The 21,680-nt window shown below is 67.5% G+C and carries 18 protein-coding genes; 3 read left to right on the top strand and 15 right to left on the bottom strand.

Features of this window, described 5'->3' with window-relative positions:
* Positions 1-181: 181 nt before the first annotated feature.
* The 8 genes from OCK02_RS01950 to OCK02_RS01915 all read right to left on the bottom strand — a co-directional run bounded on the left by OCK02_RS01950 (position 182) and on the right by OCK02_RS01915 (position 9,965).
* Positions 182-3,535: an error-prone DNA polymerase gene (locus OCK02_RS01950; protein WP_263811564.1), complete on the bottom strand. Its 3,354-nt coding sequence runs from the start codon at positions 3,533-3,535 to the stop codon at positions 182-184.
* Positions 3,532-5,073: a Y-family DNA polymerase gene (locus OCK02_RS01945; RefSeq protein ID WP_263811738.1), complete on the bottom strand. Its 1,542-nt coding sequence runs from the start codon at positions 5,071-5,073 to the stop codon at positions 3,532-3,534. Before OCK02_RS01945 ends, OCK02_RS01950 begins: the two co-directional genes overlap by 4 nt.
* A complete protein-coding gene (locus OCK02_RS01940) occupies positions 5,024-5,992 on the bottom strand; it encodes an ImuA family protein (RefSeq protein ID WP_263811563.1) in 969 nt (322 codons plus the stop codon). Before OCK02_RS01940 ends, OCK02_RS01945 begins: the two co-directional genes overlap by 50 nt.
* 266 nt (positions 5,993-6,258) lie before the next feature.
* Complete coding sequence (locus OCK02_RS01935) at positions 6,259-7,629, bottom strand: FAD/NAD(P)-binding protein (protein ID WP_263811562.1); 1,371 nt, start codon at positions 7,627-7,629, stop codon at positions 6,259-6,261.
* Between the two features lie 393 nt (positions 7,630-8,022).
* Positions 8,023-8,223 carry a hypothetical protein gene (locus OCK02_RS01930; RefSeq protein WP_230806331.1) on the bottom strand — a complete coding sequence of 67 codons (201 nt, stop codon included), beginning with the start codon at positions 8,221-8,223 and terminating at the stop codon, positions 8,023-8,025.
* A gap of 118 nt (positions 8,224-8,341) precedes the next feature.
* The gene (locus OCK02_RS01925) at positions 8,342-8,842 is read right to left on the bottom strand and encodes an RrF2 family transcriptional regulator (RefSeq protein WP_263811561.1); all 501 of its coding nucleotides are present in this window, start codon (positions 8,840-8,842) and stop codon (positions 8,342-8,344) included.
* 248 nt (positions 8,843-9,090) lie between these two features.
* On the bottom strand, positions 9,091-9,384 hold the full coding sequence (locus tag OCK02_RS01920; protein ID WP_263811560.1) for a DUF6074 family protein: 294 nt from the start codon (positions 9,382-9,384) through the stop codon (positions 9,091-9,093).
* An 80-nt stretch (positions 9,385-9,464) separates the two neighbouring features.
* On the bottom strand, positions 9,465-9,965 hold the full coding sequence (locus OCK02_RS01915; protein WP_263811559.1) for an Lrp/AsnC family transcriptional regulator: 501 nt from the start codon (positions 9,963-9,965) through the stop codon (positions 9,465-9,467).
* Between the two features lie 192 nt (positions 9,966-10,157).
* Between OCK02_RS01915 and putA the strand changes: the two genes are divergently transcribed.
* The gene (gene putA / locus OCK02_RS01910) at positions 10,158-13,859 is read left to right on the top strand and encodes a trifunctional transcriptional regulator/proline dehydrogenase/L-glutamate gamma-semialdehyde dehydrogenase (RefSeq protein WP_263811558.1); all 3,702 of its coding nucleotides are present in this window, start codon (positions 10,158-10,160) and stop codon (positions 13,857-13,859) included.
* 94 nt (positions 13,860-13,953) lie between these two features.
* Here putA and OCK02_RS01905 read toward each other — a convergent pair whose 3' ends face one another.
* The 4 genes from OCK02_RS01905 to OCK02_RS01890 all read right to left on the bottom strand — a co-directional run bounded on the left by OCK02_RS01905 (position 13,954) and on the right by OCK02_RS01890 (position 16,459).
* The gene (locus OCK02_RS01905) at positions 13,954-14,388 is read right to left on the bottom strand and encodes a metallopeptidase family protein (RefSeq protein WP_112599404.1); all 435 of its coding nucleotides are present in this window, start codon (positions 14,386-14,388) and stop codon (positions 13,954-13,956) included.
* A gap of 674 nt (positions 14,389-15,062) precedes the next feature.
* Positions 15,063-15,443 (bottom strand): RidA family protein, encoded by a 381-nt coding sequence (locus OCK02_RS01900; protein ID WP_263811557.1) that lies wholly within the window; start codon positions 15,441-15,443, stop codon positions 15,063-15,065.
* A 14-nt stretch (positions 15,444-15,457) separates the two neighbouring features.
* A complete protein-coding gene (leuD, locus tag OCK02_RS01895; RefSeq protein WP_263811556.1) occupies positions 15,458-16,063 on the bottom strand; it encodes a 3-isopropylmalate dehydratase small subunit in 606 nt (201 codons plus the stop codon).
* A gap of 147 nt (positions 16,064-16,210) precedes the next feature.
* Positions 16,211-16,459 carry a hypothetical protein gene (locus OCK02_RS01890; protein WP_230806317.1) on the bottom strand — a complete coding sequence of 83 codons (249 nt, stop codon included), beginning with the start codon at positions 16,457-16,459 and terminating at the stop codon, positions 16,211-16,213.
* Positions 16,460-16,629: 170 nt separating this feature from the next.
* Here OCK02_RS01890 and OCK02_RS01885 point away from each other — a divergent pair, with 170 nt between their 5' ends.
* Together OCK02_RS01885 and OCK02_RS01880 are read left to right on the top strand one after the other, a co-directional pair.
* Positions 16,630-17,541 carry an HpcH/HpaI aldolase/citrate lyase family protein gene (locus OCK02_RS01885; RefSeq protein WP_263811555.1) on the top strand — a complete coding sequence of 304 codons (912 nt, stop codon included), beginning with the start codon at positions 16,630-16,632 and terminating at the stop codon, positions 17,539-17,541.
* Positions 17,538-17,744 carry a DUF1737 domain-containing protein gene (locus OCK02_RS01880; RefSeq protein WP_263811554.1) on the top strand — a complete coding sequence of 69 codons (207 nt, stop codon included), beginning with the start codon at positions 17,538-17,540 and terminating at the stop codon, positions 17,742-17,744. The genes OCK02_RS01885 and OCK02_RS01880 overlap by 4 nt, the downstream gene beginning before the upstream one ends.
* Positions 17,745-17,770: 26 nt before the next feature.
* On the opposite strand, the gene OCK02_RS01875 is transcribed toward OCK02_RS01880, so the two are convergent.
* From OCK02_RS01875 to OCK02_RS01865, 3 genes are all read right to left on the bottom strand, one after another.
* Positions 17,771-19,114 carry a sensor histidine kinase gene (locus tag OCK02_RS01875; protein ID WP_263811553.1) on the bottom strand — a complete coding sequence of 448 codons (1,344 nt, stop codon included), beginning with the start codon at positions 19,112-19,114 and terminating at the stop codon, positions 17,771-17,773.
* Complete coding sequence (locus OCK02_RS01870; protein ID WP_230806310.1) at positions 19,111-19,803, bottom strand: response regulator transcription factor; 693 nt, start codon at positions 19,801-19,803, stop codon at positions 19,111-19,113. The genes OCK02_RS01875 and OCK02_RS01870 overlap by 4 nt, the downstream gene beginning before the upstream one ends.
* Positions 19,804-19,904: 101 nt before the next feature.
* Positions 19,905-21,548, bottom strand: coding sequence for a phosphoethanolamine transferase (locus OCK02_RS01865; protein ID WP_263811552.1), 1,644 nt, complete (start codon positions 21,546-21,548; stop codon positions 19,905-19,907).
* Positions 21,549-21,680: the final 132 nt, after the last annotated feature.

Raw genomic sequence — 21,680 nt, 5'->3', positions numbered from 1 at the left:
GTTTCCTTCGCCTTTTCAAAAAGTTGCGAGGCCGCCCAGCTCCGATTCCGGCATGGCCTGCCCTTCCTCGCGCGCGATCACTTTTTGTTGCATCGACGCCTCTCCCCGGCCGCCGGGACAGAGCCTGGATCTGCAGTGGGGTCTCGCGGAAGACCGGTCCCGACCTCGATCCGACCGGCCGTCACTGGAAATTGCGCCCCTTCGGTATGACGTCGGCGTCCCGCCGCAGTTCGGTCTGCATGTCCCGCGTCCAGCTCGCCTTGCGTCCGGCCAGCCGCAATTGCCGCAGCGCCCGTTTCTCGCGGGCTTCCTCGTTGACCGGATGCAGGATCTCGTCGGCCCGGCTCATGGTTGCGAAGCTGCGCAACTCGCTCTTCAGCAGGCCGAGCGCATGCGTCCAGTCTTCCATGTGCTCGGCCACCACGTGAATGACGTCGCTTTCGCGCTGCAGCCGGCCCCGCACCCGGACAAGGCGCGCACCCATCACCACGCGGCGATATTTCTCCATTGTCTTCTTCCAGATGATGATGTTGGCGATCCCGGTCTCGTCCTCGATCGTCATGAAGATCACGCCCTTGGCGGAACCCGGTTGCTGGCGGACGAGAACGAGCCCGGCCACGGTGACGCGGTCGCCCCTTGGCGCCGTCTCCAGAGCGTCGTTGCGCATGATGCCCTGGCGGGTGAAATCCGCGCGCATGAACGAGACCGGATGCGCCTTAAGCGACAGCGTCAGGTAGCGATAGTCGTTCAGGACGTGCTCGCCCGCCGGCATCGCCGGCAGGGACACCTGCGGTTCCGGCCGCAGTTCGTCCGCCCCGGCCCGCTCGAACAGCGGCAGCGCGTCCGACCCGCCGGTCTCGTCGAGCGCCTTGACGGCCCAGAGCGCGGTGCGGCGGTCGAGGTTCATGGAACGGAAGGCATCGGCGTCGGCAAGCCGCTCGAGAGTGCTGCGCGGGAGGCCGGAGCGAAGCCAGAGATCATGCACGGAGCGATAGCCTTCGCCCCTTTTCGCCACGAGGGCGGCCATGTCCTCTTTGCTCAAGCCCTTGACGAGCCGGAAGCCGAGCCGGACCGCCTTTTGCGACTTTATCACGTCGTGCAGCTGGCGGTGGCGCGGGGCGATCGCGGTCCGGTCGAAGGCGGCGTCTCCTTCCAGCGTACAGTCCCAATCGGAATGGTTGACGTCGACGGCGCGGACGCAGACCCCGTGCTCGCGGGCATCGCGCACGAGCTGGGCGGGGGCATAGAATCCCATCGGCTGCGCATTGAGGATCGCGGCGCAGAAGACATCCGGATAATAGGCCTTCAGCCAGGACGAGGCATAGACGAGGAGCGCGAAGGAGGCGGCGTGGCTTTCGGGAAAGCCGTATTCGCCGAAGCCCTCGATCTGGCTGAAGCAACGCTCGGCGAATTCGCGCGTATAGCCCTTGGCGAGCATGCCGTCGACCATCTGCTGGCGGAAATTGCTGACCTGGCCGGTCCGGCGAAACGTCGCCATGGCGCGGCGGAGCTTGTCGGCCTGGGGAGCCGAAAAGCCGGCGGCGGTCATGGCGATCTGCATGGCCTGTTCCTGGAAAAGCGGAACGCCGAGCGTCCGCTCCAGCACGGCACGGATCTCCTCCTTCGGATAGACCACCTTTTCCTTGCCCTCCCGCCGCTTCAGGTAGGGGTGGACCATGTTGCCCTGGATCGGCCCGGGGCGGACGATCGCCACCTCGATGACGAGATCGTAGAATCGTCTGGGCTTCAGGCGCGGCAGCATGCTCATCTGCGCGCGGCTCTCGATCTGGAAGACGCCCAGCGTGTCGGCGCGGCAGATCATGTCGTAGACCTCGGGCCTGTCGTCGACATAGATCTCCGCCAGCGTCTTCGGCTCGTCATAGTGGCTCTCCAGGAACTTGAACGCCTTGGCGATGCAGGTCAGCATGCCGAGCGCCAGCACGTCGACCTTCAGGAGCTTCAGCGTGTCGAGGTCGTCCTTGTCCCATTCAACCATGTAGCGGTCGGGCATGGCCGTCGGCATGATCGGAACGACCTCGTCGAGCCGGTCCCTGGTGATGAGGAACCCGCCGACATGCTGGGAGAGGTGCCGCGGAAATTCCAGCAGCCGGCGGGCACAGGTCAGCACCTTGTCGGTGGTCGGGTCCCCGGTGTCGAGGCCCGCAGCCTTGACCTGTTCGACCGAGAACGTAGACCGTCCCCAGCCCCAGATCGAGCCGGACAGGGCGGACTGCACGTCGTCCGAAAGTCCGAAGGCCTTGGCGACCTCGCGGCCGGCCGAGCGGCCGCGATAGCTGATGACGGCTGCGGCCAGGCCTGCATGCTCCTTTCCGTAGGTTCTGTAGATATAGTCGATGACCTCCTGCCGGCGCTCGTGCTCGAAATCGACGTCGATATCGGGCGGTTCGTCGCGGTCCTCGGAGAGGAAGCGGTCGAACAGCAGCGTGAACTGGTCCGGGTCGACCTCGGTAATCCCCAGGCAGTAGCAGACCGAGGAGTTGGCGGCCGAGCCGCGCCCCTGGCAGAGAATGCCCCGGCTGCGGGCGAACGAGACCAGCTTGTGGACCGTGAGGAAATAGGGCTCGTATCTCTTCCGGCCGATGAGCGCGAGTTCATAGGAAAGCCGTTCCTCCACCGCGCCGGGGATGCCGCAGGGATAGCGCCGTGCGCCCCCTTCCCGTACGAGCCGCAGCAGCGTCTCCGCCGGCGTCGAACCCTCGTCGGATTCGTCGGGATACTGGTGGCTGAGTTCCTCCAGGTCGAACGCCAGGCCGGAAAAGAAGCGCTGCGTATTGGCGATCGCCTCGGGGTGATCGCGCATAAGCCGCGCCATCTCGGCATGGCCCTTGAGGCCGCGCTCGGCATTGGCCTGGCGCTGGAAACCGAGCGCGGCAATCGTCTTCTTGCGGCGGATGGCCGTCACCACGTCGGCGAGCGGCCGGCTCTCGGCCACGTCGTAAAGCGGGTCGTTGCTGGCGATCGTGCGGATGCGGGCCTGCTCCGCCAGCTGTGCAAGCACGGCAAGGTCGTGCCGGTCGAAGCCGTCGCGGCGCGGCACCAGCGCCAGATAGAGCCTGTCGCCGGCAGGCTCGCGCAGACGGGCCAGCAAGCCCTTCAGCCGATCCGCCTCGGGCCGGCCGGCGGCCGGCATGATGATGAGCTGGAGCTCGGCCTGCCATTCCAGGAGGTCGGCCAGGAAAAGGGTGCATTCTCCCTTTCGCGCCCGCAGGTTGCCGGTGCTCAGCAGGCGGCAGAGATGCGCCCAGCCCCGGCGGTTCTGCGGGTAGGCGAGGATGTCGGGCGTCCCGTCGGCAAAGACGAGGCGGGCGCCGGGCCGGAACGCGGCGTATTTCTCGAAACGGGCCTTGCTGTGCGCCCGCACGACGCCTGCCACCGTGTTGCGGTCGGCGATGCCGAGGCCGGCAAGGCCGATCCGCCGGGCGGTTTCGACCATGGCTTCGGCGGAGGCGGCCCCTTCCAGGAAGGAGAAATTGGTGCGCGCGCCGAATTCGTAGAAGGCCGGGGCGGTGCTCATGCGAAGACACCGTGGATGAACCAGCGGGGAAGGGCCGCATCGTCCCCGTAGATTCCCTCGCGGAAAAGCCAGTAGCGGCGGCCGGCATCGTCCTCGACGCGGAAGTAGTCGCGGGACGCATGGTTCTCGCCGTCGATCCACCATTCGGCGGTGATCCGCTCCGGCCCTTCCGTCCGGGTGATCCGGTGGAAGCTGCGCCGCCAGCGGAAGGTCTTCGGCGCATCCTCGGGCACGCCGGCCACGGTCTCGACCGGTTCGGGCGGGGTGAACAGGCGAAGGGGCCGGTCGCCCAAGGAAAGGCTACTTGGGGGGCGGCCTTCGGGAGATGTGGACGCGGCCAGCGTTTCCGCCGCGGCGCCCCCGTCCTCCCAAAGCTCGCGGACGGAGACAAGGCGGGCCGCGCGCTCCGGCACATGGCTCTCGGGAAGGGTGACGGCGAGCAGGCTTTCCGGGCCGAAGCGGGCCACGACCCGCTCGGCGAAGGCCGAAAGCGAGCGGTCCGCATCCGTTCTTGCGGAAAAGCCCACCTGCACCGTTTCGAAGACCTCGCTCTGCAGCACGCACAGGCGGACGATCTCGAAGCCGTAGCCGGCGTCCAGGTCGTCATGCACGGCCGCGAGCCGCTCGCGGAAGACAAGGGCGATGCGGTGGGGATCGCGCAAGGGGGTGGAGGTTGCCGCATGGATGCGGAAGACCCGGCCATCGACCCGAAAGAGCAGCAGCGCAAACAGGCGGCCGCCCTCGCCGCGCCGCTCGAGCCCTTCCCTGAGGGTGCCGGCGAGATGGGCGGCGAGCGCCAGGATGTCGTCCTCGGAGCGAACCGTGTCGAAAAGCCGGCGCTCGGCCGACAGCATCGGCACCGGCAGGCGCGGCGAGACCGGCTCGTCCTCCAGCCCCAACGCCTGGTCCAGACGCAGCAGCGGCAGCGGGCCGAAGCGGCGGGCAAGGGGCGCGCGGGGCAAGGGGAAAAGGTCGCCGACCGTCTTCAGCCCGACGCGGCCGAGCGGGCCGACCACCTCTTCGGGCAGGCGCAATGCCGCGACCGGCAGCGGCGCGAGCGTTTCCCGCGCCGCATCGGGATCGATCACGCCGCCATCGCCGAAATGGGCGGCCGCCCAGGACAGGCCGACCGAAGACGAAATCGCCCCGCGGGCCTCGATGCCGAGCGCGAAGAGCGAGGACAGAACGCCGTCGAGCAGTGCCCGTTCGCCGCCATGCAGATGGGTGCAGCCGGTGATGTCGAGGTGGAGTCCGTCGTTCCCGTCCAGCGCCACGAGCGGGGTGTAGCGGTCGCACCAGTCGGCAAGCGCCTCGAGGAGGGCCCGGTCGGCCGCCGGGTCTGCGGGAAGGACATCCAGCGACGGGCAGATGGCGCGCGCTTCCGTAACCCCCTGCCCCTTGCGCAGGCCGGTCCGCTCGGCCTCCCGGTCGAGGAAGGCGATCTGGACGGCCGTGCCACTGCGGCCGGCGAATGCCACGGGCGGATGGTCAGGGCGTCCCCTCGAAAGCCACGACCGCCCCCAGCGCGCCCGCGCCACCCGGTCGGCGGGAAGATAGGGAAACCAGAGGCAGAGGCTCCTGTGTTCGCCGTTCCGGGCGAGGAGCGACGGGGTGGAATTCGGGGCGGGGTTGGAGGCGGTGAAAGCGGCGGTCATCGGGGTTCCACTCCAGGAGCATGCCGAGCGGGTCGGCGATCTTGCTTTTCTCCGGCGTGACGAGAAAGGCCGGGTTGCCGAGACTGCCGGGAAGCGTCGACCCGTCCGGCAGCGGCCGTTCGCCGGCAGGCGCCGGCTCGACGCGCAGGCGACAGCGCGCGCTGCTCGCCTCCTCCTCGCCCGCCTGGCGCAGCAAGAGCAGAAGCGTGCCGGCCGCCCTGGCGCGCAGTTGCAGGCGGCGGCTTTCGGTCAGGCCGAAGCAGTCGGGATTGCCGCGGATCTCCAGGATCACGGCCGAAAAGGCGGAAACGCCGAGCGCGGCCTCGGCCATCCACAGCGCATCCTGAACCGTCCGCGGCCGGGCGAGAAGAAACCGTGCCGGATCGAGGCCGTGTTTTCTCAGTCCTGGCGCATAGGGCGTTCCGGCCTCCGAGAGCGCCAGGGCCTGGCTGATCCAGAGGGTCGCCCCGGTGCCCGCCTGCTCCTGCCGCATCGCGGCCAGGGCGAGCGAAAATCCGCTCGCAGCCCCCATGTCCCTCGTCTGGGAATTGCGGATCTCGACCAGGCCCCGATCCGGAAGGCCGCCCTCGAACACGGCCTCCAGGGCGTCCGTTTCATCGGGGCTATGAGCGACCGGGGCGTCGCCCGGCGGCTGGGACGACGAATGGGACGGCGATTGGGGCGCATCCCACTGCCAGCGCTGCTTGCGCGGGACCAGGCCCGGCCCGTCGGCGTTCTCGATGCGCGCGATCGTTTCGCGCAGCGCAAAAAGCTGCTCGCGCGCCAGGGCAGGCGTTGCCATGACGTTCATTCCTTTGTTTGTTCCTGTTATGTTCTTATGGATTCCAGAACGGAGAAAAAGAGTCAACGCCAATTTGCGCCGGCGCGATCACATCTGGCCGCAATCTTCGCGGGCGGGGGAAAGCCGGATATGCAGGCTGTTGAAATAAAAGGGCAAACCGGACGGGGCGTAAACGTCCGTCGCCGGCTGCCTTCGCCTGTCCGCATCCCGTATCTCCCTCCCGGCGTCGCTGCGGTGGCGGCGAGCCATGCCGGGTGGCGTTCTCTTCAGGCCCGGGAGCGGGATGAAACGTCGGCGCGCAAGGCGTCGAGCCGGGTCGCCGCCCGATAGATCTGCCGGACCGTGTCGGCGAACAGCCGGATATCGGGCCTGAGGCAACCGGCGGCGCGGCCGAGGACATGCAGGCCGGGAGTGGCCGCGCCCCATCGTATCAGCCTTCCGTCGTCTTCCACGTGCATGATCGGCCCCTGTTCGGGCAGCAGGCCGTCTGCCGGCCGGGCTATGTCCTCCCTGCAGTCGATCAGCCGCCCGGGCATGACGTCCGCCCTCTGGCTGCCCTTTCGCCTGACGAGGACGCCGTCCGCCACCGTGCCGATGACGCGGGCGTCAACCAGTTCGGTCGCAGGCGTGCGCAGGTCGCGCAGGAGCCTGCCGTGCAGTTCCGGTGCGATCCTCTCGGAACGGATGCGATGCAGGGCGCGCAGATGGCGCCAGTAGCGCTTGCGTGCCTCCAGCGGAAGCGCGCGCCAGAAGGCGGGCCACTGGCAGTTCAGGCCATCGGTAACCGCCTGCCAGCTGCCGCCGGCCGCGATGTTGCGGGCGCTGTCGGCGCGCAGGTGGTGCAGCGTTTCAGCGAGGTTTGTCGCAGCCGAGACCGCCGGCGTCAGCGGATCGACGAGCGTGGCCGTATGCGGTTCGGGGAGGCGGCCGCCTTCCGAGAGGATGCGGATCTGGCCCGAATGGCCGCTTGTGCGCAGATGCAGCAGGATGGCCGCCATGCGGGGGCCGTCTCCCGCCACGAGAAGAGGCGTGTCGGCCTTGCGCTGCCGGCTCCAGAGAAGCTGTTCGGCGGTGCGCCAGGAGGCGGCTTCGCCCCCTTGCCGGCCATGTCCGGTCGACAGGAAAACCTGGTCGAAGGCCATTTCGCTTCCGTCGTCGAGCGCCAGGCAGAGGCGGCCCCCCGAAGCCGGCCGAAGGGCGGTGACGGCGGCGGAGACGGTCTGGACCGTCGTGTCGCGACGGGCGGCGAACGCCTCGCCGAAACGGGCCGTCAGATAGTCGCGGAAGACTGAGCGCGGCACATAGACGTTTTCGAAGCCGCGAAGTGCCAGAACGGTGCCGCGCCCGCTGTCCAGACCGGCCTTCAGCCAGTCGACGAAATCCAGCGGCCGGTCGGCGAGCGCGGACAACTGGCCCGCCCGCTCGCTCATCAGCGCCTGCCCGGCGGGGCCGTTGCCGAAGCTCTGGGGAAAGTCGGCCGCGTCGATCATCCACAGGTGGAACGGCCGGCGCAGGCGGCGCAGCAGGGCGATCGCCGTCGTCATGCCGGCCGGGCCGCGCCCGACGATCGCGATGTGCGGATGGCCGTCGGCCGGCTGCATCGAAGGGTTTGCCCTGACCGCGTTGCGAGAAGACATGGCGCGTTCTCTCCCTTGTTTGCGCATCCCTCCGGCATCGGCCGGAAACGGCCGGCCCGGTATCGGGTACGGCCTCAGGGGCGCAGGGACGAGATGATAGCGCAGTTTTCTATAAAATCTATAGAATATAATTTTGCACTGCGGGAAGCCTTCAGCAGAGGGCAGTGCCGGGGGCTCCGGAACGTGGTTTCCTGCCAGTCAATGCCCGAACCTGAGCGACACAGTGCCTGCGCGATACAGCTCCTGTGCGCCCGCGTGGCCCGCCGCCGCCATCCATCATTCAACCTGTGGGGAAATTCGTCGGACCCTGCGGCCGCATCGCTCCTCAAGCCGGGCGCGTCAGCGACGCGGTGGGGAAGGCGATCATCGCTCGCCGGGCAGATGCCGTCTCCGTCAATAGAAGACGTGGATCGGCCAAGCTGGCGGCCGGCGCGGTGACTTCGGTGCCTGGGAAACGGGCTTGAGGAAGTCCAGGAGCCCCTTGCGCTCCGTCTTCCGGTCGGTGACGGATGGCGCCTCTCCCGGATCGCCCGCGCCTGCTTCGGCCGGATGCGGAGAGAAATAGCCAAGCGTCATTCCGCCCATATAGAACATGCGCCCACTCCTGATCTTCCCCGGTCGTTAACGACCGTGAAGGGATCATGGCGGAAACAAGGCGAATGTCAATAGTCTATAGATTTGGTGCTCTATAGAACGACCGGCGCAGCGGCCGTCATTGTCCGGCACGCGCCCTTTCGAGAGGCGCCAGGCCTGCGGCCGCCTGCGCTTCGATCTCGTCGTCGACGAGGCTTGCGGCACCGGGGGCGGCGACAAACTGCTCCAGCGTCATCGTGTCGAGAATGGCGGCGATCGCGTCGCGGACGTCGGTCATGGCGCGGCGAACCTGGCAGGCCTGCGGATCGGCGCAATCGTCGCAGGCCTCGTAGGCGGTGCGGCTGGCGCAGCGGATCGGCGCCAGCGGCCCGTCCAGCACGCGGATGGCATGGCCGATCCTGATCGCGGATGCAGGATGCGACAGCGCATAGCCGCCGCCGGGTCCCTTCTTGGAGCGCAGGATGCCGGCATTGCGCAGTTCGAGCAGGATCGTGTCGAGGAATTTCTTCGGGATGTTGTTGCGGAGCGCGATCTCGCTGACGAAAGCCGTCTCGCCGGGCGCCAGCCGCGCCAGATCGACCAAGGCCTTCAACCCGTACTTACCCTTCTTCGTCAGCATGTCTTTACTGCTTTCCAGATGCAAAATGTTTCCGGGCGGGACGCGCACGAAGCGTGCCCGCCTGCCGGAAACCGACCGTCTATCCCGGGGAAATCGAATAGCTGTCATCCATAGGGATGATTCCGCCGCATTTTAGGCACGCAGATCCTAAAAACATATAAAAAATATATATTTCGCCGGCACAATCCGTGAACTGCGTCACATGTCCGTGCGCAAGATCATAAGCGGGCGTGGGCGGGGTGGGCGAATCAGGCCGTGCCGGCGTTTTCGTGAAGGCTGCGGGCCTCCTGCCGGCGGCGCAGTTCGGCCTGGACCTCGTCCTGGAAGTCGAGCACCTGCAGGCGCATCTCGGCCTCCTCGCAGCCGAGCGAGAGCAGTTCTTCGGCAAGCTTGCGGCATTCGGAACGCCAGTAGACCAGCGCCGGCTCGCCATGCAGGGCCTCCAGTTCGGCGGCGCAGCGGCGCACCACCTTCGTCCGCCTTGCGATCGGAAACGGAATCGGAGCCGTGCTCGTCGTCGGGCGGGCGGTTGCGGCGCTCATGAATGCTGTCCCCTCGTATGCGATCGGTCCTGCATACGGGGCGCATGGTTAACGTCAGGTTTCCGCTTCGTTATTCCGTTTCACTGCGCGACATCCATGATCGCCGGGCCTGCTGCGCCACTGTCCTTGACCGCCTGCATGACGACGAAGGTCGAGGTGTTGGCGACGTTCGGCAGGCTGGAGATCTTTTCCCCCAGCACCTCGCGATACCTTCGGATGTCGGAGGTGCGCACCTTCAGAAGATAGTCGAAGGAGCCCGCGATCATGTGGCACTCCTCCACCTCCTGAATGCGGCGCACGGCGCTGTTGAACGCCTCGAGCGCCTTCTCGCGCGTGTCCGACAGCTTGACCTCGGCAAAGGCGATATGGTCGAGGCCGAGTTTGCGCAGGTTGATCTCGGCGTGGAAGCCGAGGATGAAGCCCTCGTCGATCAGCCGCTTCAGCCGCGCCTGGCACGGCGTCTTTGACAATCCCACCCGCCTGGACAACTCTGTCACGGAGATCCGTCCGTCCTGGCTGAGCACGTCGAGGATGCGAATGTCGAACTGGTCCAAATCGTCGATGGTTTGCGCCTTTGCCATTCAGTTTGCCTTAAAAATGAGTTCTAATCGGATTGATCGGCCTAATCTGCCGCAAAATCAAGTCAACATGGAATTCGCATCGATGCTACCATCGCTCCGCTGCGAGAGGGCGCGCCGGGGATGACCGGCGAAGCGGCGCGGCCCGGCCGGCCGGCCGGTCGAATTGCCCCATCTTTCCGAGAGCGCGCCACCATGACCAAGACCTCCTCTTCCCCGGAAGCCGCGATCCCTGCCGGTCGCCCCTTTGCCGATTTTGCTCCGCCGCTGCGCCCGCAAGGCCCGCTCCGCCAGGCGATCACCGCCGCCTACCGCCGTCCCGAGGCCGAATGCCTGCAGCCGCTCCTGGAGGCGGCGACGGTTCCGCCCGAGCAACGTGCCGCCATCGCCGCCACCGCCCGCAAGCTGATCACGGCGCTGCGCGCCAAGCACAAGGGCACCGGCGTCGAGGGGCTGGTGCATGAATATTCGCTGTCGAGCCAGGAAGGCGTGGCGCTGATGTGTCTGGCGGAAGCGCTGCTGCGCATTCCCGACACGGCGACCCGCGATGCGCTGATCCGCGACAAGATCGCTGACGGTGACTGGAAGTCGCATATCGGCGGCGGTCGCTCGCTGTTCGTCAACGCCGCGACCTGGGGCCTCGTCGTCACCGGCAAGCTCACCGGCACCGTCAACGACCGCAGCCTCTCGGCCGCGCTGACCCGGCTGATCGCCCGCTGCGGCGAGCCGGTGATCCGTCGCGGCGTCGACATGGCGATGCGGATGATGGGCGAGCAATTCGTCACCGGCGAGACGATCGACGAGGCGCTCAACCGGTCGCGGGCGCTGGAGCAGAAGGGCTTCCGTTATTCCTACGACATGCTGGGCGAGGCGGCGACGACGGCGGCCGATGCCGAACGCTACTACCGCGACTACGAGGCCGCCATCCACGCCATCGGCAAGGCCTCTGCCGGCCGCGGCATCTATGAGGGTCCCGGCATCTCCATCAAGCTCTCCGCCCTGCATCCGCGCTATTCGCGCGCGCAGGCCGGGCGCGTCATGGGCGAACTCCTGCCAAAGGTGAAGGCGCTGGCGCTGATGTCGAAGCGCTACGACATCGGCCTCAACATCGATGCGGAGGAGGCCGACCGGCTGGAGCTGTCGCTGGACCTCCTGGAAAGCCTCTGCACCGATCCCGATCTTGCCGGCTGGAACGGCATGGGCTTCGTCGTCCAGGCCTATGGCAAGCGCTGCCCGTTCGTGCTCGATTTCATCATCGACCTCGCCCGTCGCTCGGGCCGGCGCATCATGGTGCGCCTCGTCAAGGGCGCCTACTGGGATGCCGAGATCAAGCGCGCCCAGGTGGACGGCCTTGCCGATTTCCCCGTCTACACCCGCAAGATCCACACCGACGTCTCCTACATCGCCTGCGCCCGCAAGCTGCTCGCGGCGACGGACGCGGTGTTCCCGCAGTTCGCCACCCACAACGCCCAGACGCTGGCGGCGATCCACCATCTCGCCGGCCCCGACTTCACCGTCGGCAAGTACGAGTTCCAGTGCCTGCACGGCATGGGCGAGCCGCTCTATGACGAGGTGGTCGGCCGCGCCCATCTCGACCGGCCCTGCCGCATCTATGCTCCTGTCGGCACGCACGAGACGCTGCTCGCCTATCTCGTCCGCCGCCTGCTGGAGAACGGCGCCAACTCCTCCTTCGTCAACCGCATCGCCGATCCGGCCGTCTCCATCGACGAGCTGGTCGCCGATCCCGTCGAGGTGGTCCGTTCGATGGCGGTCGTCGGCGCCCGCCACGACCAGATCGCGCTGCCGGCCGATCTCTACGGCGCGCGGCCGAATTCGGCGGGCCTCGACCTTTCCAACGAGGCGACGCTGGCCGATCTCTGCGACGCGCTGGAAGCCAGCGCCGCCATCGCCTGGAAGGCCGAACCGCAACTTGCGACCGGTGCGGGCGGCGGGGCGACCCGCGACGTCCTCAACCCGGGCGACCATCGCGACCTGGCCGGCACGGTCACCGAGGCATCCGAGGAGACCGCGCGGGCCGCCGTGACGCTCGCGGCCGCCGCCGCTCCGCGCTGGGCCGCCGTGCCGCCTTCCGAGCGCGCCGCCTGCCTCGTGCGGGCCGCCGATGCCATGCAGGCGCGCATGCCGACCCTTCTCGGCCTGATCGTGCGCGAGGCCGGCAAGTCGCTGCCGAACGCCATTGCCGAGGTGCGCGAGGCGATCGATTTCCTGCGCTACTATGCCGAGCAGGCCCGCCGCACGCTCGGTCCGGCGCATGCGCCGCTCGGCCCGGTCGTCTGCATCAGCCCGTGGAATTTCCCGCTGGCGATCTTCACCGGCCAGATCGCCGCCGCCCTCGTCACCGGCAATCCGGTGTTGGCCAAGCCGGCGGAGGAAACGCCGCTGATCGCCGCCGAAGGCGTGCGCCTGCTGCACGAGGCCGGCATCCCGGCCGAGGTGTTGCAGCTCCTGCCGGGCGACGGCCGCGTCGGTGCCGCGCTCGTCGCAGCGCCGGAGACCGCCGGCGTCATGTTCACTGGCTCGACCGAGGTCGCCCGCCTGATCCAGGCGCAGCTCGCCGGCCGGCTTTCTGCCGATGGCAGGCCGATCCCGCTGATCGCCGAGACCGGCGGCCAGAACGCGATGATCGTCGATTCGTCGGCGCTGGCCGAGCAGGTGGTCTTCGACGTGATCGCGTCCGCCTTCGACAGCGCCGGCCAGCGCTGCTCGGCGTTGCGCGTGCTCTGCCTGCAGGAGGACGTGGCCGAGCGCACGCTCGGCATGCTCAAGGGCGCGCTGCACGAATTGCAGATCGGCCGCACCGACAGGCTCTCCGTCGATATCGGGCCGGTCATCACCGCCGAGGCCAAGGGCATCATCGAGGGGCATGTCGAGGGCATGCGCAAGAAGGGCCGCAAGGTGGAGCAGATCGCGCTCGAGGCTGCAACAGACGCGGGCACCTTCGTGCCGCCGACGATCGTCGAGCTCGACAGCCTCTCGGAGCTCAAGCGCGAGGTCTTCGGCCCGGTCCTGCACGTCATCCGCTTCCGGCGCGACGATCTCGACCGGCTGATCGACGATATCAACGCCACCGGCTACGGCCTCACCTTCGGCCTGCACACGCGCCTCGACGAGACGATCGCGCATGTGACGAGCCGGGTGAAGGCGGGCAACCTCTACGTCAACCGCAACATCATCGGCGCCGTGGTCGGCGTCCAGCCCTTCGGCGGACGCGGCCTTTCGGGCACGGGTCCGAAGGCCGGCGGCCCGCTCTATCTCGGCCGTCTCGTCAAGGTCGCGCCGATCCCGCCGCAGCACAGTTCGGTGCATACCGATCCGGCGCTGACGGATTTCGCCAGATGGCTCGGCCAGCGCGGCATGAATATGCAGGCGCAGGCCGCCCGCGATACCGGCGGCGCCTCGGCCCTCGGCCTTGCCGTCGAGCTGCCCGGCCCGGTCGGCGAGCGCAATCTCTATGCGCTTCATCCGCGCGGACAGGTGCTGCTGGTGCCGGGCACCGAAAACGGGCTCTACAGCCAGATCGTGGCCGTCCTTGCCACCGGCAACCGCGCCGTGATCGATGCGGCCTGCGGCCTGCAGTCCGCGCTCAGGGACCTGCCGGCAAGCGTCGCGGCCCGGATCGCCTGGTCGAACGACTGGGCCAAAAGCGGTCCCTTCGCCGGCGCGCTCGTCGAGGGCGACAGCGATCAGATCCGCATAGCCAATGAAAGGATCGCCGCCCTGCCCGGTCCGCTGGTGCTGGTCCAGGCCGCCTCGAGCGAGGCGCTCGCGGCCACCGGTGCGGATGCCTATTGCCTGAGCTGGCTTCTGGAGGAGGTTTCGACCTCGATCAATACCACCGCCGCCGGCGGCAATGCCAGCCTGATGGCGATCGGCTGAGGCATTGATGACGGCGGGAGGAGGCCGGTGCCGCCTGTCGCCGTAGCGGCCGCCTTTTCACCGCGCTCCCGCCCGATCCGCGGCGGGAGGCGGTTCAGCCTGCAGCGATCTCGGCGCTGGCCTCGATCCGTTCCATGTCGTCGTCGGACAGGCCGAAATGATGGCCGATCTCGTGGATCAGCACATGGGTGACGATGTCGCCCAGCGTTTCCTCGTTCTCGGCCCAGTAGTCGAGGATCGGGCGGCGGTAGAGGGTGATGCGGTTCGGCATCTCGCCGGTCTCGACGGTGAAGCGCTCCGAGATGCCGCGCCCCTCGAACAGCCCGAGCAGGTCGAAGGGCGTCTCCAGCGCCATGTCCTCGAACACGTCGTCGGTCGGAAAGTCGGAAATCTCGATGATCAGGTTGCCCGTGAGCGCGCGGAACTCCTCCGGCAGGTGACCATAGGCCTCCAGCGCCAGCGACTCGAAGGTGCTGATCGTCGGGGCGTGGCGGTTGCGCCAATCTTCTGTCTGGTCGATGCGGGCCATAAGCACTCCTTTACACGTCATATAGCATTTCGCGCAGGCTTTTCGAGGGATGATTCCCTGCCTGTCGCCAGTCGCCGATCCCTGTGCCAAGCCCCGTCACAAGCCCTCGTGGCGGGGATAGGCGCCTCGCCTGCGGGGACGCGTATCGCGGCTGTTGCCGGAAGTGCGCGACATGGCGATCTGTCCGTTCCTGTCAAATAGCTGATAAGCCTTGACGTTTCTTCATCGCCCGGTTGGCGGCGGTTCGGCTTGCGAAAAATAATCGCGTCCGCATGTCCTCGCCCCCGAGGCGGCATGTCAGGATCTTTCCGTTCCGCCATCGGATGCACCGCGAGACGTCGCGGCGAGGCGGGGTCGGTGCCTGGTGCCGGGAAAGGACGCACGTCCCGGCATCGGGGGTTCGCAGAAAGGCCTTCCTCTGGAGACGGCGGGATGTCCCGAGTTTCGCTCCGGACGCGTCCGGGTGACGCACAGGGCCGCGGACGGAAGTCCGCGGAAGCAGCAGGGCAGAGTTGCGGGCAAAAACCGCCGAACGGGGCACTGAGAGGTGCTACATTTTCGATTTTCAGATGAGGCAGCTTTCAGTGCCCCGTCCGAAACTGAACCCATGCCACGGCGGCTCCCGCGCGTGAATGCGATCGCATGTCCATTTCTGAAATGCCTGCGACAGCCGTTCAGCGCTGCCGCAATGCGGTGACCTCGATCTCGATCAGCATTTCGGGCCTGATCAGGTCGCAGACGATCATGGTCGCGGCCGGGCGGATCTCGCCGAAGGCTTCGCCGAGGATCGGGAAGACGATGTCGGCGAACGAGGCGTCGGTGACATAGTAGTGGCAGCGCACCACGTCGGCGAGGGCGAAGCCCGCTTCATCCAGGGCGCCCTGGATGGTCGAGAGGCAGTTGCGGGTCTGCGCCTCGACGCCCGCGGGCATCGTCATCGTGGCGTAGTCGTAGCCGGTCGTTCCGGAGACGAAGCACCAGTCGCCCTGCACCACCGCCCGCGAATAGCCGGCGGTGCGCTCGAAGGGCGATCCGGAGGAGATCAGGCGGCGCATGTGCCGAAGGGTGCTCAGGCCCAGGGGCGGGCTGCGGCGGTACTCTTCTCGAAGCTGTCGATCGCGGTCGACTTCTCCAGCGTCAGGCCGATGTCGTCGAGGCCGTTCAGCAGGCAGTGGCGGCGGAAGGCGTCGATCTCGAAGGCGATCCTGCCGCCGTCGGGACCGGAGATTTCCTGGGCCTCGAGGTCGACGGTCAGCACCGCGTTGGAGCCGCGGCTGGCGTCGTCCATCAGCTTCTCGAGGTTCTCGGGGCTGACGACGATCGGCAGGATGCCGTTCTTGAAACAGTTGTTGTAGAAGATGTCGGCGAAGGAGGTCGAGATGACGCAGCGGATGCCGAAATCGAGGAGTGCCCAGGGCGCATGCTCGCGCGAGGAGCCGCAGCCGAAATTGTCGCCGGCGACGAGAATGCTGGCGTTCTGGTAGGCGGGCTTGTTCAGGACGAAATCCGGATTGAGCGAGCCGTCCTCGTTGTAGCGCGCTTCCGCGAAGAGACCCGTCCCCAGACCGGTGCGCTTGATGGTCTTCAGGTAGTCCTTCGGAATGATCATGTCCGTGTCGATATTGACGACGGGCAGCGGCGCGGCGACGCCGGTCAGCTTGACGAACTTGTCCATGACGTGAACCTTGATTGCGATGCGGATCGTTCCGGGCTAGCGTTTAGAGCAGTTTTGCCGGGAATTGAAGAAGAATCTTGCGGCAGGGCGCAAGATCAGGGCCGCCGGCGACCGGCGGCCTGCCCGGATCGGGACCGGGTCGGCAAATCAGAGGTCGATGATCGTGCCGCGGCCGTCGTTCCAGACGCGCGGCTCGCGCTGGCCGGGCTTGCCGGCGCGGGCATAGACCTTGGCGCGGACAGGCGTCGGCTGGAGCCTGGCAGAGATCCAGCTCCCCAGCATCACCACGGAGGCGATGCCGGCGAGGGCAAGGCCGATCGAGGCGGCGAAGACGAGCGTCGCGCCGGCGATGACGATGGCTGCGGTTGCGAGGAAAATGGAGCGGATGCTTTGCATGACTGGCCCTTTCTCTGGACCTGAATGTGGGCAGTGAATGTGTTCATTACAAGGCTGTGACAGCGTCGCCGGGACGCCAGAATGTCGCAGTTTGCGGTTCGTCAGTTCGACCCCGGCCGATGTCGGCAAGGAGACTTGCTCATTTGCAGGAAGCCGGGCAAGAAGACGTCATGAACGCACCGTTCCAAAATCATCCGCTCCGCCTGCGCCGGTCGCTGCTCAGCGTCCCGGCCAGCAACGCCCGGGCGCTCGAAAAGTCGTCGTCGCTCGCCTGCGACGGCATCATCTTCGACCTCGAGGATTCCGTGGCGCCGGAGAAGAAGGCCGAGGCGCGCGCGGCGCTGAGGCAGCATTTCGCGACGCTGGATCGCTCCGACGGGCGGGAATGCATCGTCCGCATCAATCCCCTTGCCGAGGAGGACGGCGCCGCGGATCTCGAGGCTGTGCTCGACATCGCGCCTGACGCGGTGCTGCTGCCCAAGGTTTCGGGACCGCAGGACGTGCTGGCGGCCGCGGACTGGCTGGGCGAGCAGGGCGCCGATGACAGTCCGCGCCTGTGGGCGATGATCGAGACGCCGGCGGCGATCCTCAACCTCGCTGAAATCGCCGAGGTCGGGCGCACCAGCGGCGGCCGGCTCGATTGCCTCGTGATCGGGCTGAACGATCTGCGGCTTGCGACCGGCATTGCCGACGTTCCCGGCCGGCCCTACCTGATGCCGCTCCTCATGCAGGCCGTGGTCGCCGCGCGGGCCTCGGGGCTCGACGTGATAGACAGCGTGCACAACGGCTTTTCCGACCTCGACGCCTTCGATGCCGAATGCGAACAGGGCCGGCAGATGGGCTTCGACGGCAAGATGCTGATCCATCCGGCCCAGATCGCCGGTGCCAACCGGCTGTTTGGCGTGCCGGAGGCCGCGGTCGCCGGGGCGCGGGCCATCGTCGAAGCCTTCGCCCTGCCGGAGAACGCCGGCAAGGGCGCGATCAACCTCGACGGCCGCATGGTCGAGCGCCTGCACCTCGACCAGGCGACCCGCCTCGTCGCCAAGGCCAAACTCATCGCAGACAAAGAGAGCAGCCCATGAAAGTCTACCGTCTCCTCACCGCCCCGGACGATTCCTCCTTCTGCCACAAGGTGACGCTCGCCCTGAACAAGGGCTGGTCGCTGCACGGCTCGCCCACCTATGCCTTCAACCCCGAGACGAAGCTGATGCAATGCGGCCAGGCGGTGGTGAAGGAGGTCGAGGGCAAGGACTACGACCCGGACATGAAGCTTTCGGAACAGTAGTCCGCCCGCGCTCAGCCGGCCTGCGCTCAGCCCGTCCGGGCGAAGACGATCCGGGCCTCCAGCCCGCCCGTGCGCCCCGCAGGCGGCGAGGCGAGCTCGAGGCGGGCGTTCATCTGCGCCAGCAGCCGTTCGGCGATGGAGATCCCGAGCCCGGAGCCCTTGGCGGTGGTCCGCCCGCGCCCGAACCGCTTGCGGATCATTTCCAGTTCCCAGCCGGCCAGAAGCGGCCCCTCGTTGACGATCCGCACCGTGCCGTCGCGGTCGAGAAAGACGTCCACGGGCGCTTTGTCGGCGCCGTGCACCAGCGCGTTCTCGATCAGGTTGCGCAGCGCGATCGCAAACCCGTCCTCGCTCGCCGGATGCCGGAGCGTCGCGCCGTCCGCCCGGTGAAGCCGCAGCCGCCCTGTGTCCTGCGGGTCGCGCTGGAAGTCGAGCACCACGAGTTCCAGCACGCGGGCGAGGTCGACCGGCGCCTCGGCGGCGCCCAGTCCGGCCTCCGCGCGGGCGAGCTGCAGCAGCTTTTCCGCCAGATGGCTGAGCTTGACCAGCGAGGCCTCGACCTGGCGGGCGCGCGTCCTCTTCGCCCCTGCCGGGAGTTCGTCGATCAGCACCTGGGTCTGCGCCAGCGCGCCAGCGATCGGCGTGCGCAGTTCATGGGCGCTGTTGGCGGTGAATTCCCGCTCGGCCTCGAGCGCCGATTTCAGCCGGGTGAGCAGCAGGTTGACGGAGCGGACGATCGGCAGGAGCTCGCGCGGCATTCCTTCGCGGGCGATCACGGCGAGATTGCCGCCGTCCTTGCTGGAGATCGCCTGGCGCAGTTCGTCGATGGGGGCCAGCGTCCGGCGCACGATGAACCAGACCAGCGCGATGCTGGCCGGCACCAGCAGCAGCACGGGCAGGAACAGGGCCATGGCGCCCTCGACCAGGGCTTCCCGGCGATTGGCAAGTGCATCGGCCACCTGCAGGTAGAGCCCGTCGCCGCCATGCGTCGTGGCGGTATAGAACTCGTGGGTGTCGCTGCGCCAGAAACCCCGCTTCAGCGGTGCATCGAAGGGTGTCGCGGCGGCGTCGTGCGATCGCAGCAGGACGTCGCCCCGGTCGTTGCGCAACTGATAGGTCAGGTATTCCTCGCCGGATGCCGGCACCACGTTCTCGAGCCGGGCGTTCGACCCGACCGCGTCGCCGCGCTCCACGTCGTCGGCGACCAGGATGAGCAGGCGCTCGGCCGTCTCCTGCAGGGCGCTGTCGAAGATCTCGGCGAACTCGTCCTGCATGACCAGGACGCCGAGGCCGGCGGCGAGCAGCCAGAAACCGGCCAGCGCACCGACCAGGGCCAGCGTCAATCTGCGGGTGATGCTGGGTTCCCTCATGTCGGGTTCCCTGCTGCGGAATTCCCCGATGCCGGCGCCCCGAGCCGGTAGCCGACGCCGCGCACGGTGAGGATGTGGTCGTGGCCGAGCTTCTTGCGCACGCGGCTGACATAGACCTCGACGGTGTTGCTTTCGATCTCGGAGCCGAAGGCGTAGAGCGCTTCCTCGATCTGCCCCTTGGAGACGGTGGCGCCGGGACGGGCGAGCAGCACGTCGAGAACGGCCCATTCCCGGCCGGAGAGGACGATTTCCTGGCCGTCGGAGACGATCCGGCGGTCGGCCGGGCCGATCTCCAGCGCGCCGAGGCGGATGACCGGGGAGGGGTTGCCGCCGTAGCGGCGGACCACGGCCAGCATGCGGGCGGACAGTTCGCCCAGATTGAACGGCTTGACCAGATAGTCGTCGGCGCCGCTGTTCAGCCCTTCGATCCGGTCGGAGATCTGGTCGTGCGCCGTCAGGATGATCACAGGCGTCCTGTCGCCGGCGTCGCGCAGGGCGCGCAGGAAGGCGATGCCGCTGCCGTCGGGCAGGCGCAGGTCGAGCAGAATCAGGGCGTAGTTGACCGCTTTCGTCGCTGCGCGGGCGTCGTCGAGCTCCTGCACCCAGTCGACGGCATGGCCGCCGGCGGCGACATGGTCACGTACCGCCTCGCCCAGGATGGCGTCGTCCTCGATCAAAAGCACCCGCATGCCGCGTCCTTCCGGAAGCGCGCCCGAACCGGACGCATCCGCGCTCATCGTCCAGATTTTTGCGGATGCGATCAAGCCGTCTTCGTTCCGGGCCGCCGGCATCAGCTCGAGATCGTGTGCCGGCACGCGGACAGCACGTCCAGGGACGGGTCGTAGACGCTGGTCTCCACCGACATCAGCCCCAGCACGGTGTGGAAGAGGTTGTCATGCGAGGCAGGCTCGTCGGCGCGCTGCTTGAGGCAGGCGCGGTTCACCGAGGCACGGTCGCGGTTGCCGAGCCAGAGGACGAAGGGGACCTGCGTCTGCTCCTTCGGCGCGATCACATAGGGCGCGCCATGAAGATAGAGCCCGTTCTCGCCGAGCGATTCGCCGTGGTCCGACATGTAGACCATCGAGGCGTCGAAGCGGTCCTCGTGGCTCTTGAGGGCGTCGATGACCGTCGCCAGCACGTGGTCGGTGTAGGCGATGGAATTGTCATAGGCGTTGACGATCTCCTCGCGCGTGCAGTCGGCGAATTCGGCGGTCCGGCAGTCGGGCGTGAAGCGGCGATAGGCTTCCGGATAGCGCTCGTAGTAGGAGGGACCATGGCTGCCGAGCTGGTGGATGACGAGCACGCTGTCCTTCGTCACGCCGTCGAGCCAGGGGCCGAGCCGGTCCAGCAGGATGCCGTCGTTGCATTCGCCGTCGTGACAGAAGCGGGGATCGGCGCTGTCGGGCAGGAAGCGATAGGCGATACGATCGGCCATGCCCTTGGCGCCGGTGTTGTTGTCCCACCACTCCGCCGCAACGCCGGCATGCGACAGGACGTCGAGCAGGTTCTCGGTCGAAAGCCCCTTGCGATGGGAATAGGTTGCGCGGGTATGGATCGAGAACATGCAGGGCAGCGAGACGGCCGTCGCCGTGCCGCAACTCGTCGTGTCGGGGAAATAGGTGATGTCGCGGGCCGCAAGCTCGGGGTTGGTCGGGCGCCCGTAGCCGCCGAGCGAGAAATTCTGCGCCCGCGCCGTCTCGCCGGCCACGACGACGAGCACCTTCGGCCTGTGGCCGGCCGATGCTGCCACATGGGCATCCCGGCCGAGCGGCTCGACGACGATGTTCGCTTCGCCTCCGGTGCTTGCGGCATAGCGCACGGCGCTGACGATCGGCCCGACCGGGTTGAGGCTCGCAAGCCAGTCGTGATGGGCGCGGCTCGTGGTGATCAGGACGCGCATCTGCGTCGAGGCCGCCAGGAGGGCGACCAGCAGCAGCGGCAGGACGAAGAAGGAATTGGTTCTGGCCTTGGCCAGGAAGGGCCGGTGGCTGATGCGGACCCAGGCGACCAGCAGCGCCGGCAGAAGGCCGAAGAGCGCGATGTGCGTGACAAAGGCGGGCGTGACCAGGTTTCCCGCTTCCGCATGGGTCGTCTCGGCGGCGTTGCGGATCATGTCGACGCCGATGACGACGCCGAAGCGGTCCATGAACCAGGCGGCACAGGCGCTGATGAGGATGAGGACGATGAACAGCGGCTTGGCGACGAACCGCATCGAAAGGGCGATGCAGACGGCTGAAAGCAGCGCGACGAGACCGAGCGCAAAGATTGCCACGGTCTGGGGCGCGTCGCCGAAATAGAGTGCCGTCTTCGCCCAGAAGGTCCGGTTTGCCGTGGCGACGAGGAACAGGACGACGAGGAAGCTCAAGGGGATGGCGCCAATCGAGGGGCGAAAGGTGCGCCGGCTCGATACCGGGCTGTCCGTGATTGTCGCCATGGGTCGGCCTTCTCGCTCCGTTTCGCTGCAGGTCGGGGAACCCGCCGCAGGGAGCCGCCCGCGTCGATGCGCGCGATGCGTATCCCGGCCGGGGACATGGACAGGAAAGCCCCGCCGGGCGTCCGTTCCGAA

Source organism: Rhizobium sp. TRM96647 (assembly GCF_025780115.1).
In the GTDB taxonomy this organism is placed as follows: domain Bacteria; phylum Pseudomonadota; class Alphaproteobacteria; order Rhizobiales; family Rhizobiaceae; genus Mycoplana.
The sequence above is the reverse complement of the archived record's forward strand: the minus strand, read 5'-3'. Positions and strand labels throughout refer to the sequence as shown.